The following is a 14,546-nucleotide window of genomic DNA, read 5'->3' on the forward strand; positions in this document are numbered from 1 at the left end:
CGCTAACTCCGTTCTTGTTGGTCTGGATGCAAGAGTAGACGGGGGATGGCAATAGGAAAGTATTGAGGGAACTGATCCGGATCGAGCAACGAGGATTTGCACTATGGGAAGCAGGGCGGTGACGCCGGGACGGTACCAGCAGGCTGTCAGATTGCTGAATGCGTATTCACAAGTCGGTAAAGGGTCGGTAAACCACCTGTTCAATCAGATCGTACGCATGTATAGATGCAGGCTAACCGCCACACGGTTATAGTCGAGCCCTGCAGGACACGGTTGGCGTGGCTTGCAGATATTTGCTGTGATTGAACGGCGCTACCGCGCGCCCTCGACACAGGACGATGCAGCTGGGTCTCGCAGGGCAGGACTGAAACGGAGCATATCCAGCACGGTATCGACCAGGCGTTCGGCGTCCTGGTACAGCGGGAAGCTGTCTGGCACCAGTAACCACTGGCCAAGCAGGCCGTGTATATAAGCATGCAGACAGATCGCCCCTCGCTGAGGGTTGAGGTCGGCGGGCAGTTGCCCCTGGCGCGCAGCGTTGCTCAACGCCAGAGCGATACGCTCATTGGCATCGAGCCAGACGAATTGACGCTGACGCCGCATGTCACACATTTCATCGGTGAATTCGAATTTATGAAAAAGAATTTCATTGATGCGGCGGGTTTTTGGGTCCATCGCAACTTGCTGAAACAAATGGACCAGAAGCTTGCGCGTCCATCCCAGCGGATCCACTTCATCTGCACTCTCGCTGGCGCGCGCCATTTCTTCCAGAGGCTCGTGCAGGCTGTCGAGCATAGCCTGCACCAGATCGGCCTTGTTGCTGAAGTGCCAGTAAATCGCGCCACGGGTCACGCCCGCCAGGTTCGCAATGTCCGCCAACGTGGTCCTCGCAACGCCGCGCTCGTAGAAAGCCTGCTCGGCCGCTTCGAGAATCTGCCGGCGTGTTTCCTGAGCTTCTTCTTTCGTGCGTCGAACCATGGCAGTAAAACCTCAATGAAAATGCCTCAGGCTCTGTGCTCGAGCGGCCTGAACAGCATGCCGGGCGGCCTTTGTAATGCCTTGTCCCGGACCTACAATCGATACCCTTCCTGCGTTCGCATGTCGCAGTCTTCGGTGTTTACAAACAACCGTGAACGTAAGTATATTCATTAGCTTGCTACTTATCCAGCCGGAAACCCATTTACGCCCTTTCCACTTCTCATGAGCCCAGGCTCTTGACCCGAGGATCTTCATGCAATTCAAGCCAGCTGTTACCGTACTGGTCACTGCCGTCGCCCTGGCATCGCTGCTCAGCGGATGCAGTAAAAAGGAAGAAGCGGCCGCGGCTGCCCCGCCGCCCCCTCAGGTCGGCGTAGTGACCATCCAGCCCCAGCCCTACACCTTGATTTCCGACTTGCCCGGTCGCACCACTGCCTATCGCGTGGCAGAGGTTCGCCCTCAGGTAAACGGCATCATCCTCAAGCGTCTGTTTACCGAAGGCACCGATGTCAAGGCCGGTCAACAGCTGTATCAGATCGATCCTGCGGTCTATGAGGCCAACCTCAACAGCGCCAAGGCGACATACGACGCGACCAGTTCTCTGGCGGGCCGATACAAGCAGCTGATCAATGAGCAGGCCGTGAGCCGTCAGGAATACGATACGGCCGTCGGCAACTCTCGCGAAGCTCAGGCCGCCGTGCAGACAGCCCAGATCAATCTGCGCTACACCAAAGTGTACGCGCCGATTTCCGGCCGTATCGGTCGCTCGCTGGTGACTGAGGGTGCACTGGTCAGTAACGGCCAGGCCGATGCGATGGCGACCATTCAACAACTCGACCCGATCTACGTCGACGTCATCCAGTCGTCGACTGAAATGCTGCGCCTGCGTAGAGAGCTGGAAAGCGGCAAGTTGCAGAAAGCCGGTGACAATGCCGCGAAGGTCAAGCTGACGCTTGAAGACAATAGTCAGTACCCCATCGATGGCAAACTGGAATTCTCCGAAGTATCGGTCGATCAGACCACAGGTTCGGTCACCCTGCGCGCTGTATTCCCGAATCCTAATCACACCTTGCTGCCGGGCATGTTCGTGCACGCGCGTCTTCAATCCGGTGTGAACGAGCAGGCGATTCTGGTCCCACAGCAGGGCGTTACCCGTGACTTGAAAGGCACGCCCACTGCACTTGTCGTCAACAAGGACAACAAGGTGGAGCTGCGCACTCTGGTTGCCAACCGCACCAGCGGCACCGACTGGGTCATCGAGAAGGGTCTGAACGCGGGTGATCGCGTCATCACCGAAGGCCTGCAGTACGTCAAGCCAGGCGCGGAAGTGAAAGTGGCCGAGGCGACCAACGTCAAGCCAGCAGCCGCCCCGGCTCCCGCGCAAGGGAGTAACTGATCCATGTCGAAGTTTTTCATCGACCGCCCCATTTTCGCGTGGGTAATTGCCCTCGTGATCATGCTGGTCGGGGCTCTATCGATCCTCAAATTGCCGATCAACCAGTACCCGGCCATTGCGCCACCGGCCATCGCGATTCAGGTGACCTACCCAGGTGCGTCCGCACAGACCGTGCAGGACACCGTGGTCCAGGTGATCGAACAGCAAATGAACGGTATCGACAACCTGCGCTACATCTCCTCGGAAAGTAACTCCGATGGCAGCATGACCATCACCGTTACCTTCAACCAGGGTACCAACCCCGACATCGCGCAGGTTCAGGTCCAGAACAAGCTGAACCTGGCGACCCCGCTGCTGCCCCAAGAGGTGCAACAGCAGGGCCTGCGCGTAACCAAGGCTGTGAAGAACTTCCTGTTGGTGGTCGGTCTGGTGTCCGAAGACGNCATCCAGGATCAGATCGCTCGTACACCGGGCGTGGGTGACTTCCAGGTGTTCGGTGCGCAGTATGCGATGCGTATCTGGCTCGACCCGGACAAGCTCAACAACTTCCAGTTGACCCCGGTTGACGTCAAAACCGCGATCACCGCACAGAACGTTCAGGTCTCCTCGGGCCAGATCGGTGGTCTGCCGGCAGTCAAAGGCCAGCAGCTCAACGCCACTATCATCGGTAAAACCCGTCTGCAGACTGCAGAGCAGTTCGGCGACATTCTGCTCAAGGTCAATCAGGACGGCTCTCAAGTCCGCTTGAAAGACGTCGCCAGCATCGGTCTGGGCGGCGAGAACTACAGCGTCGACGCACAGTTCAACGGCAAACCCGCTTCCGGTCTGGCGATCAAACTGGCGACCGGCGCGAACGCGCTGGACACCGCCAAGGCCATCCGGGACACCATCAGCCGTCTGGAGCCGTTCTTCCCGCCAGGCATGAAAGTGGTTTACCCGTATGACACGACACCGGTTGTAAAAGAGTCGATCAACGGCGTAGTCCATACACTGGGCGAAGCGATCATCCTCGTATTCCTGGTGATGTACCTGTTCCTGCAGAACTTCCGCGCCACCATCATCACCACGATGACGGTTCCGGTCGTATTGCTCGGCACATTCGGCATCCTTGCCGCCGCAGGCTTCACCATCAACACGCTGACGATGTTCGGCATGGTGCTGGCCATCGGGCTGTTGGTGGACGATGCCATCGTCGTCGTGGAAAACGTCGAGCGGGTGATGGCCGAGGACCATTTATCGCCTCGAGATGCCACGCGCAAGTCCATGGAGCAGATCCAGGGCGCGTTGGTCGGTATCGCGATGGTGCTCTCGGCAGTACTGCTGCCGATGGCGTTCTTTGGCGGCTCCACGGGTGTGATCTACCGGCAGTTCTCGATTACCGTGGTCTCTGCGATGGCGCTTTCGGTACTGGTCGCACTGGTCTTTACCCCGGCCCTCTGCGCCACAATGCTCAAGCCGATCGACCCTGAGAAGCACGGCCAACCGCGCAAGGGTTTCTTTGGCTGGTTCAACCGCACCTTCGACCGTGGCGTACTGAGCTACGAGCGTGGTGTGGGTAACGTCATTGGTCACAAGATCCCGGCGTTCCTGGTCTACATCCTGATTTTCGCCGGCATGATCTGGATGTTCACCCGCATCCCGACTGCGTTCCTGCCTGAAGAAGACCAGGGCGTGATCTTTGCCCAGGTACAGACACCGCCCGGCTCCACGGCCGAGCGTACTCAGAACACCCTGGACAAGATGCGTGAGTTCCTGCTGACCGACCCGGGCGTTCAGTCCGTGTTCACTGTCAACGGCTTCAACTTCGCCGGTCGTGGTCAGAGTTCCGGCCTTGGCTTCGTGATGCTCAAGTCATGGGAAGAGCGTGATTCATCGAACACCGTGTTTGAAGTGGCCAAGCGGGCTCAGGCTCACTTCTTCGGTTTCCGTGACGCCATGTCCTTCGCTGTCGTTCCTCCGGCGGTACTGGAACTGGGTAACGCCACCGGTTTCGACTTGTACTTGCAGGACCAGGGTGGCCTGGGCCACGAAAAACTGATGCAGGCGCGTAACCAGCTATTGGGTCTGGCGGCGCAAAGCAAGGTCTTGACAGGCGTGCGTCCTAACGGCCTGACTGACGAACCGCAATATCAGCTGATCATCGATGACGAGAAAGCGCGCGCCCTGGGCGTGACGCAATCGGACATCAACACTACCCTTTCGGTGGCGATGGGCGGTAACTACGTCAACGACTTCATCGACCGCGGTCGGGTCAAGAAGGTGTACATCATGGGTAATCCGAAATCCCGGATGAGCCCTGAAGACCTGAAGAAATGGTACGTACGCAACGCCAGCGGCACCATGGTTCCGTTCGATGCCTTCGCCGGAGGCGAGTGGGTATTCGGCTCGCCGAAACTGTCGCGTTACAACGGTGTTCCAGCAGAGGAAATCCTCGGTACTCCGGCACCGGGCTACAGTACGGGCCAGGCGATGGCTGAAATCGAACGCCTGGCGCAGCAGTTGCCACAGGGCATCGGCTATTCGTGGACGGGTCTGTCGTTCGAAGAGCGACTCTCCGGTTCGCAGGCGCCAGCGCTATACGCGATCTCGGTATTGGTGGTCTTCCTCTGTCTGGCAGCGCTGTATGAAAGCTGGTCGATCCCGATTGCGGTCCTGTTGGTCGTGCCATTGGGTGTGATCGGTGCGTTGATGGCGACCAGCCTGCGCGGTCTGTCGAACGACGTGTTCTTCCAGGTGGGTCTGTTGGTGACGGTGGGTCTGGCGGCGAAAAACGCCATTCTGATCGTCGAGTTCGCCAAGGAACTGCATGAACAGGGCAAGAGCCTGGCCGATGCCGCCATCGAAGCGTGCCGCATGCGTCTGCGTCCGATCGTGATGACGTCCATGGCGTTCATCCTCGGTGTGGTCCCGCTCACCATTTCCACCGGCGCGGGTTCGGGCAGTCAGCATTCGATCGGTACCGGCGTGATCGGCGGTATGATTACCGCGACGGTCCTGGCGATCTTCTGGGTACCGTTGTTCTTCGTATCGGTATCCTCGCTGTTCAAGAGCAAACAGAAACACATCCCACACGATGAGGCTGGCCAATGAGCAAGTCCCTGATCTCTCTGGCAGTTACCGCGTTCGTGCTTAGCGGCTGCTCGTTGATCCCCGATTACAAGCAACCTGCAGCACCGGTGGCCGCTCAGTATCCGCAAGGTCCGGCGTATTCGCCGGCCGAAGCGGCCAACCAGGCAGCCGCTGAACAGGGCTGGCGTCAGTTCTTTCATGACCCGGCCTTGCAACAGCTGATTCAGACTGCACTGACGAACAACCGCGACCTGCGTGTCGCGGCGCTGAACATCGATGCATACCGTGCGCAGTACCGCATCCAGCGTGCAGACCTGTATCCGGCAGTGAACGCCGAGGCCACCGGCACCCGTCAGCGGGTTCCGGGGGACCTGTCACAGACCGGTGAGGCTCGCATCACCAGCCAGTACTCGGTCGGCCTGGGCGTCAGCTCCTATGAGCTGGATCTGTTCGGTCGAGTTCGCAGCCTGAGCGAGCAGGCCCTCGAGACCTACTTCGCCAGTGAAGAAGCCCGTCGCAGTACGCAGATCAGCCTGGTGGCCAACGTCGCCAATGCCTATCTGACCTGGCAGGCGGACAAGGAACTGCTGAAGCTGACTCAGGACACGTTGGGCGCGTTCGAAGAAAGCTTGCGTCTGACCTCGCGCAGCAACGAAGTGGGCGTGGCGTCGGCCCTGGACCTGGCGCAGTCGCGGACCTCCGTCGAAAGCGCTCGCGTCAGTCTGGCCCGTTACCAGCGCCTGGTCGCACAGGACGAGAACAACCTTGTCCTGCTGCTGGGCACCGGCCTGCCAGCCAACCTGCCCGCCGCGCAACCGTTGAGCGCCGACATGCTCAATGAAATGCCGGCTGGCCTGCCGTCGGAACTGCTGCAGCGTCGTCCGGACATCCTTCAGGCCGAACATACCCTGAAGGCCGCCAACGCGAACATTGGCGCTGCACGTGCCGCGTTCTTCCCCAGCATCAGCCTGACGGCCAGTGCCGGTACGGCGAGTGGCGATCTGAGCGGTCTGTTCAAGGGTGGCTCGGGCTCATGGCTGTTCACGCCGACCATCAATCTGCCGATCTTCAACGCAGGCAGCCTGCGCGCCAGCCTGGACTACTCCAAGATCCAGAAGGACATCGGCGTCGCCAACTACGAGAAGGCGATTCAGACCGCGTTCCAGGAAGTCTCCGACGGCCTGGCCTCGCGCAAGACCTTCGTCGATCAGCTCAAGGCGCAGACCGATTTCGTCAACGCCAACCAGGACTACTACCGTCTGGCCGAGCGTCGCTATCGTATCGGTGTCGACAGCAACCTGACCTTCCTCGATGCTCAGCGTCAGTTGTTCAGTGCCCAGCAATCGCTGATCACCGACCGTCTGTCGCAACTGTCCGCCGAGGTCAACCTGTACCGCGCTCTTGGTGGCGGCTGGTACGAACAGACCACCGCCGGCCAGAAGAAACCGACGTCGGGCGATGTCCCGCCAATGCGGATGTTCTGATTCAACGCTCAATAAAAAACCCACCGTTCGGTGGGTTTTTTTATGGACATTGGGCCCATGCGCTGGGCATCAGCTCAACAGAAACTCAGTGACCCGCAACGTAAACGTTTCACCTAACTCAACGCTCGACAGATGCGCTGCGTAGTAGTCCGACAGCTGCGAGCCAGCAATGTGATTCTGCAGATAATGCCCGTCCGCTACGGTTGTCACCGCATCGTGGCTACCGCAGATGATCAGCGTATCGACCGATATCGACCCCACCTGCTTGCGAAAATCGGCATCGCGCACCGCTGCACAGCAGGCTGCATAACCCAGAGGCGACGTAGCCGCCAGCACGTCAGTGACCGGCGTGACTTTATCGGCATGATCGCGAGCAAAATCCGGGGTAAACCATCGGCCTACAGCACCGGCGCCCAGTTCCTTCATCGCCTGCTCTGCGCCCTTCTCCACCATCTCGATGCGTGGGCCCCACATTTCAGCACCGCCGATTTTCGCAGCGGTGTTGCACAGAATCAGTTTGTGCAGACGATCGCTGGCGTGAATGCCCAGCCACTGCCCGATCAACCCGCCCATCGACAAGCCGCAGAAGTGCGCCTTTTCGATGTTCAATTCATCCAGCAAGGCCAGCACGTCACGCCCCAGTTGCTCGATGGTGTAAGGGCCCTGAGTGACCAGAGACTTGCCATGGCCGCGGGTGTCGTAACGCACGACCCGGAACGACTTGCTGAACGACGCGATCTGCGCGTCCCACATGTGCAGATCTGTACCCAGCGAATTGGACATTACCAGTACCGGGGCCTGTGCAGGGCCTTCGACCTGGTAATGCATTTCACCGTCTTCAAGTTGTACGAATGCCATAGCAGCTCCCTTTCATTGAGCACTTGCGTGAGGGTCATCAAGAGTATGGATCAAGCGCGCCTGCTCGCAGGCGCGCGGTTGAATCAGAGGTCTTCGTGCAGATACGCCGGCTTCTTCGGCAGCCGCAGACTGAACAGGAAAGCAATCGCCATCATGGCGGTCACATACCAATAGAAGACGTTTTCCGAGCCCATGTTCTTGAAGCTCAGGGCGACGAATTCCGCCGAACCACCGAAGATCGCATTGGCCACAGCGTAAGCCAGACCTACGCCCAGAGCACGCACATGCACGGGGAACATCTCCGCTTTTACGAGGCCGCTGATCGAGGTGTAGAAACTCACGATCGCCAGTGCCAGGGTAATCAGCACGAATGCCATGACGGGGCTGGTGGTGGTTTTCAGGGTCATCAGCAGCGGCACGGTGCAAACGGTCCCCAGGCCACCGAACCACAACATCGATGCACGACGGCCGATCTTGTCAGCCAGAGCGCCGAACACCGGCTGCATGCACATGTACAGGAACAGTGCGCCGGTCATGATGTAACTGGCGGTTTTGGCGTCCATGTGAACGGTGTTCACCAGATACTTCTGCATGTAGGTGGTAAATGTGTAGAAAATCAGCGAGCCACCTGCGGTATAACCCAACACGGTGATGAAGGCTGCCTTGTTATGCTTGAACAACGCCGACATGCTGCCAGCGTCCTTGTCCTGGCGCACTTCGGCGGTGGTGGTTTCCTTCAGGGAACGACGCAGCAGCAACGAAATCACGGCTGCGATAGCGCCGACCACGAACGGAATCCGCCAGCCGTAAGCCTTCAGCTCATCGGCACTGAGGAATTGCTGCAGGATGACCACGGTCAGGACCGCCAACAGTTGGCCGCCAATCAGGGTCACATACTGAAACGAAGCGAAGAAACCACGCTGCCCCCGCAACGCGACCTCACTCATGTAGGTGGCCGTGGTGCCATATTCGCCACCCACCGACAGGCCCTGAAACAGGCGTGCCATCAGCAGCAGGAACGGCGCCCAGGCGCCGATGGAGGCGTAAGTCGGCAGGCAGGCGATGACCAGCGAACCGGCGCACATCATCAGGACCGAAATCATCATGGAGTTCTTGCGGCCATGCTTGTCGGCCACACGCCCGAACAACCAGCCGCCGATAGGACGCATCAGGAAGCCCGCGGCGAATACGCCAGCCGTGTTGAGCAATTGCACAGTCGGGTCATCGGACGGAAAGAAAGCCGGTGCGAAGTAGATCGCGCAGAAGGCGTAGACATAGAAGTCGAACCATTCCACGAGGTTGCCTGAAGAGGCACCTACAATTGCAAAAATCCGTTTGCTCCTTTCTTCTCCGGTGTAGTGAGTCGTTGTCATTATTTTTCCCCAGTTTTTATAAAGACCGGCCAGTCGGACCAGAATCCAGCCGCCAGTCTACGACATAGTCTGCAACACTTAGACTTAAGCAGTAACACTTCGACATCACAAGGACAACCGCCCGAGCCGTCAAGTTGCCTTTTCGTGGAGGCAACTGACAGCTCGGGTGGTTGGTTTCAGGTGTGTGTCGCTTATCGTTCTATGGCCAGGGCCAAGCCCTGTCCCACACCGACGCACATGGTCGCCAGTCCTTTGGTGCCGCCGGTTTTCTCCAATTGATGCAACGCCGTCAGCACCAGACGCGCCCCGCTCATACCCAGAGGATGACCCAGGGAGATGGCGCCGCCGTTGGGATTGACCTTCGGCGAATCGTCGGCGATGCCCAGCTCTCGCATGACCGCCAGACCCTGGCTGGCGAAAGCTTCGTTGAGCTCGATGACATCGAAGTCCGAGACCGCCATGCCCAGACGCTCGACCAGTTTGCGCACCGCCGGGACCGGACCGATTCCCATGACGCGCGGCTCGACACCCGCGCTGGCCATACCCAACACGCGAGCGCGAGGGGTGAGGCCGTGCTTCTTGACCGCCTCGGCCGAGGCGAGAATCAACGCCACGGCACCGTCATTCAACCCGGCAGCGTTACCTGCGGTCACCGTCTTGCCCGAGCCATTGACGGGTTTGAGTTTTGCCAATGCCTCCAGGCTGGTATCGGCGCGCGGGTGCTCGTCCTTGTCGACGACGGTTTCACCCTTCTTGTGGGCGATACGCACTGGCACGATTTCCTCGGCGAAGAACCCCGAAGCCTGAGCCGCCGCGGTGCGTTGTTGGCTGCGCAGGGCGAAGGCGTCCTGATCCTCCCGAGAGACCTTGAAGTCCTCGGCCACATTGTCGCCCGTCTGCGGCATGGTCTCGACACCGTACTGGTCTTTCATCTGCGGGTTGACGAAGCGCCAGCCCAGCGTGGTGTCTTCCAGCTTTTGACCGCGACCGAATGCGGTGTCCGCCTTGCCCATCACGAACGGCGCGCGGGACATGGATTCCACGCCCCCGGCAATCGCCAGTTCCATCTCGCCACAGGCAATGGCACGAAATGCCGTACCCACCGCATCCAGGCCCGAGGCACACAGACGATTCAAGGTCACGCCCGGTACGGTTTCAGGCAACCCGGCCAGCAGCGCGGCCATGCGTGCGACGTTGCGGTTGTCCTCACCGGCCTGATTGGCGCAGCCAAGGAATACCTCGTCGACTTCATTCCAGTTCACCGATGGGTTTCGCTCCATCAGCGCCTTGATCGGCAGGGCGGCGAGGTCGTCGGCACGGACAGTGGCCAATGCGCCGCCGAAACGACCGATGGGCGTACGAATCGCATCACAGATAAAAACGTCACGCATCATGCTTCTCCAGTTGCCTGGTCGTGAGCGGCAGCGAAACGCGCTTCCAGATCACGCAGGGCGTTGAGTTCATATTATTCGGGTTGTACGCAATACCCCACGTCGTCGCCATCGTTGACGAATTGCTTCACAGCACCGTGCAGGGAAAGAAATTCAGCAATGGGCTGCTCAGGTACAGAATCTGAACCGGTGGACGGCGTATCGAGCAGCGCCAACATGGGATTGAGGTTATGCCTGGGAGTGAATCGGAACAATCCGATAATCGACTATCCGTTCGATAACCGAACAGATAGTTAAACGATGTTGCTCAGGTGAACAACTGCGTACTCAAGTCACGACTGGCGTCGAGCATGATGGGCAGGAACTTCTGCTCCAGTTCATTGCGCGTGACCCGTCCAGCACTGGTGCTGACGTTGAGTGCCGCCAAAACTTGCCCGGAAGCGTCGTATACCGGAACCGCGATAGAGCGCAGGCCCTGTTCGAGTTCCTGATCGACAATGCACCAGCCTTGTTGCCGGACCTGTTGCAGGCACTCGAGCAGCTCATCCGGCGTACGTATTGTTCGACTGGTTTTGGGTTGCAGATCCACGTGATCAAGGTATTCGTGCAACGAAACATCATCCAGTGCCGCCAGCAGAATTCGACCCATTGACGTGCAGTACGCTGGCAACCGCCCCCCTACCGCAAGATCGACCGAGATGAGTCGCTGCGTCGTTGCAGAGCGCGCTATATAAAGGATGTCGTCACCCTCGAGCGTGGCCATGTTGCAGGCCTCATGCAACTGATTGCTCATGCGGTCCAGATAAGGCTGGGAAGAGACCGCCAGCGGCGTAGACGATAGATAAGCATGGCCCAGGGTGAGTACCTTCGGCAGCAGTGAATACGTTCGACCATCAGTCGTTGCATAGCCGAGCTTGATCAACGTATGCAGACACCGCCTGACGGCCGCGCGGGGGATTTCGGTTCGGTGGCTTATCTGGGCGATGGTCAGGTGGCGCTTGCGCTCCTGGAAGGCGTGTATGACCGCCAACCCTCTGGCCAGCGACGTCATGAAGTCCGGATCACCTGTCAGGGCCTGAATCCGCTTGGCGGGAGACGCTACAATGGGCGGAGCCAGCGAGGAGAAGGAATTACGCAGTTGATCGTTCATGTCGATACCGTTCGTCGCGGCCGCAGAGGCCTTCTGTTACGCCACTCTCGCTCCTTTTGCACAAGGCGGCAAGGGCGAAGTGGGCGATTATCGAACCACTGACCGATAATCGCAATTGACCGTTTGCCTGGTTGCTTATACCTTTCACACGCCACCATGTGGCTTCTTGGAAATACTGGTCAGGTACCCACTGAGAAGTCCCAGGCAACGGCCTTGCTTTGCGCAAGGCCGTTTTTGTCTCTGCTGTCGTCACCATTCTCAGGTAAGCGCTTCAATACAACTGCGCCCATAGGCTTGCGAATTTTCCGTGGAATTACGTCGCCAGTTTTTTGTCTCACCCTTTTCAGATTTTGAACAACAAAGTTCCGACATAAATTTCCTTTCATAAACTTCGGAAGCGTCGTACACAAAAATAGTATTTATCCTCGGATCTTCATTAGATGCCCTTCATGCAGTTGACTCTTACGATCTTCTTGGAGATAGTATCGGCCAATTGACGTGCTATAACGCTGAGGCGTGTGTGACGTCCACTGCCGGTCTGGCGTGGATCCAATCTATCCGCCGCATGCACTACCCGAGTGCACTGCCCAGCGATAGACAGGCCAGAAGCCTGGTCAATCAGCCAGCACGCTGGCAATCCAGAAATTAAATGTAGCTACGACAGCTTTGTCGTTCTGGTGCCCGTAGCCGCATGTGTCGCAGGTGTTTATTACTTCTGGGCCGCTGACCGCGAACGTTTATTTCTCCGCCGATCAGTCAGTCGCTTCCTACACTTGCAGGCACTGTGTTATCGCCAGAACCCAACTTGACTCATTCAGGTAATAACGTGACCAAAGATGAACTGCGCGCAGAATTAGAGCGCAAGGAACAACGTTACAAGGAAGTATACGGTGGCGAAGTGACCACCTACGCCGCTCAACCCGAGCCTGAGCGTAAGCCTTGGCGCAAACGGGCGAGCTTGCTGGACCAGGCGTTCAAGCAAGAACTTCAAAAGATGGAAAGTGAGCTCAAAGAAGAGCCTTGAGCAGACTTGACTGCAATCGCCCCGCAGTCAGCCGCGATCACTCGCTCGACCCCTCTCGCCCGGTTTCGACTAAGGTGAGGCTTTAAGCATCGGCGTTTCGCTCCGTTGCAAGAAGTCAACAGGGCGGCTGGACAGAATTTTCGTTACAGGTAGCTACCAATTGGCGGCGTGCCTATCGATTAGTTTTTTTTCTGTCATAATCCCGCCCCCTTAATACCGGGTCAGAAAACCTTCCATGATCGATTTATTCAGCGGACTGGATGCTTGGGTGATTGTGAGCCTGCTGCTCGCCCTGGCTTTTGTCCTCACCTTCGAGTTCATCAACGGCTTTCATGACACCGCCAATGCGGTGGCGACAGTCATTTACACCAAGGCCATGCCACCGCGTCTGGCCGTGTTCTTCTCGGGTGTGTTCAACTTCCTCGGGGTGCTGCTGGGCGGTGTCGGCGTGGCTTATGCCATCGTCCATCTGCTGCCGGTAGAGCTGCTGATCAACGTCAACACCGGACATGGTCTGGCCATGGTCTTCTCGCTGCTGGCGGCGGCGATCACGTGGAACCTGGGGACCTGGTACTTCGGCATTCCGGCCTCAAGCTCCCATACCCTGATCGGTTCGATCCTGGGCGTGGGGCTGGCCAATGCACTGATCAACCATATTCCGCTGGCGGACGGCGTCAATTGGCAGAAGGCAATCGATATCGGCGCCTCGCTGGTGTTCTCGCCGTTGATGGGTTTCATCGTCGCTGCTCTGGTGCTGCTCGGCCTCAAGGCCTGGCGCCCGATGTCGAAAATGCACAAGACACCCGAACAACGCCGCAAGGTCGATGACAAGAAACACCCACCGTTCTGGAATCGTCTGGTGCTGGTCATTTCGGCCATGGCAGTAAGCTTCGTGCACGGCTCCAACGACGGCCAGAAAGGCATTGGCCTGATCATGCTGGTGCTGATCGGTATCGTTCCAGCGCAGTTCGTTCTGGACCTGAGTACAACCACTTACCAGATCGAGCGTACGCGTGACGCAACCCTGCACCTGAGCCAGTTCTATCAGCGCAACAACGCAACACTGGGCGAGTACCTGGCGCTGGGCAAATCCACCACCTCCGACCTTCCCGAGCGTTTCAGCTGCAATCCGGAACAGACCGAACCGACCATCGACGCGCTGCTGAATAACCTCAAAGGCGTCACCGACTATCACAGCCTGGCGCCTGAGCGTCGCATTGAAGTTCGCCGCTATCTGTTGTGCCTGGACGACACCGCTCGCAAGGTTGGCAAGCTGCCGACGCTGGATGCGCGAGAGAAGTCCGACCTGGAAAAACTGCGCAAGGACCTGACCGTCACGACCGAATACGCACCATTCTGGGTGATCCTCGCAGTCGCTCTGGCGCTGGGTCTGGGCACCATGGTCGGCTGGAAGCGCGTAGTGCTGACTATCGGCGAAAAAATCGGCAAGCAGGGCATGACCTACGCACAGGGCATGTCGGCGCAGATCACAACCGCCAGTGCCATTGCTCTGGCCAACGTCTTCAGCCTCCCGGTGTCGACCACTCATATCCTGTCGTCCGGCGTGGCAGGGACCATGGTGGCGAACAAAAGCGGCCTGCAGGGCGGCACCGTACGCAACATCCTGCTGGCGTGGGTTCTGACTCTGCCAGCGACCGTGGCATTGTCGGCGGGCCTGTTCTGGCTGGCTTCCATCGTGCTGGCCTGATCCACAATGTATCCGTATTGATTGACCCGTAGCAGTCCGGCTTGCCGGCGATGGCGACCTCGCAACGGCGCCTGCGCCGACAAGTCGGAGTGCTACGGGACATCATCACATCTAC

At 58.5% G+C, this 14,546-nt stretch carries 10 protein-coding genes and 1 pseudogene; 6 read left to right on the plus strand and 5 right to left on the minus strand.

Features of this window, described 5'->3' with window-relative positions; translation table 11 throughout:
• Positions 1–312 precede the first annotated feature (312 nt).
• Positions 313–978 (minus strand): TetR family transcriptional regulator, encoded by a 666-nt coding sequence (locus tag D3M70_RS28930; protein WP_120129423.1) that lies wholly within the window; start codon positions 976–978, stop codon positions 313–315.
• A gap of 253 nt (positions 979–1,231) precedes the next feature.
• Here D3M70_RS28930 and D3M70_RS28935 point away from each other — a divergent pair, with 253 nt between their 5' ends.
• From D3M70_RS28935 to D3M70_RS28945, 4 genes and pseudogenes are all read left to right on the plus strand, one after another.
• On the plus strand, positions 1,232–2,374 hold the full coding sequence (locus D3M70_RS28935) for an efflux RND transporter periplasmic adaptor subunit (protein ID WP_120129425.1): 1,143 nt from the start codon (positions 1,232–1,234) through the stop codon (positions 2,372–2,374).
• Positions 2,375–2,377: 3 nt separating this feature from the next.
• Positions 2,378–2,816, plus strand: a 439-nt coding sequence (locus tag D3M70_RS33800; RefSeq protein WP_256660028.1) for an efflux RND transporter permease subunit, incomplete at its 3' end; no start/stop codon positions are given.
• A gap of 1 nt (position 2,817) precedes the next feature.
• A pseudogene (locus D3M70_RS28940) lies at positions 2,818–5,464 on the plus strand (efflux RND transporter permease subunit); the annotation flags it as partial.
• Positions 5,461–6,927, plus strand: coding sequence for an AdeC/AdeK/OprM family multidrug efflux complex outer membrane factor (locus tag D3M70_RS28945; RefSeq protein ID WP_120129428.1), 1,467 nt, complete (start codon positions 5,461–5,463; stop codon positions 6,925–6,927). The pseudogene D3M70_RS28940 and the gene D3M70_RS28945, both read left to right, overlap by 4 nt.
• Positions 6,928–6,996: 69 nt before the next feature.
• On the opposite strand, the gene pcaD is transcribed toward D3M70_RS28945, so the two are convergent.
• The 4 genes from pcaD to pcaR form a co-directional block, all read right to left on the minus strand.
• Positions 6,997–7,785: a 3-oxoadipate enol-lactonase gene (pcaD, locus tag D3M70_RS28950; protein ID WP_120129429.1), complete on the minus strand. Its 789-nt coding sequence runs from the start codon at positions 7,783–7,785 to the stop codon at positions 6,997–6,999.
• 83 nt (positions 7,786–7,868) lie between these two features.
• Positions 7,869–9,158, minus strand: coding sequence for an MFS family transporter (locus D3M70_RS28955; RefSeq protein ID WP_120129431.1), 1,290 nt, complete (start codon positions 9,156–9,158; stop codon positions 7,869–7,871).
• A 191-nt stretch (positions 9,159–9,349) separates the two neighbouring features.
• Positions 9,350–10,552, minus strand: a complete 1,203-nt coding sequence (pcaF, locus tag D3M70_RS28960) for a 3-oxoadipyl-CoA thiolase (RefSeq protein ID WP_165869922.1) — start codon at positions 10,550–10,552, stop codon at positions 9,350–9,352.
• Positions 10,553–10,856: 304 nt separating this feature from the next.
• Positions 10,857–11,699 carry a pca regulon transcriptional regulator PcaR gene (gene pcaR, locus D3M70_RS28965; protein WP_120129434.1) on the minus strand — a complete coding sequence of 281 codons (843 nt, stop codon included), beginning with the start codon at positions 11,697–11,699 and terminating at the stop codon, positions 10,857–10,859.
• Between the two features lie 826 nt (positions 11,700–12,525).
• Here pcaR and D3M70_RS28970 point away from each other — a divergent pair.
• A complete protein-coding gene (locus tag D3M70_RS28970) occupies positions 12,526–12,723 on the plus strand; it encodes a hypothetical protein (protein ID WP_120129436.1) in 198 nt (65 codons plus the stop codon).
• A gap of 235 nt (positions 12,724–12,958) precedes the next feature.
• Entirely contained in the window at positions 12,959–14,431 is a 1,473-nt protein-coding gene (locus D3M70_RS28975; RefSeq protein WP_120129437.1) for an inorganic phosphate transporter, read from the plus strand.
• Positions 14,432–14,546: the final 115 nt, after the last annotated feature.

The sequence above is a fragment of the Pseudomonas sp. LS-2 genome (assembly GCF_003605735.1).
In the GTDB taxonomy this organism is placed as follows: domain Bacteria; phylum Pseudomonadota; class Gammaproteobacteria; order Pseudomonadales; family Pseudomonadaceae; genus Aquipseudomonas.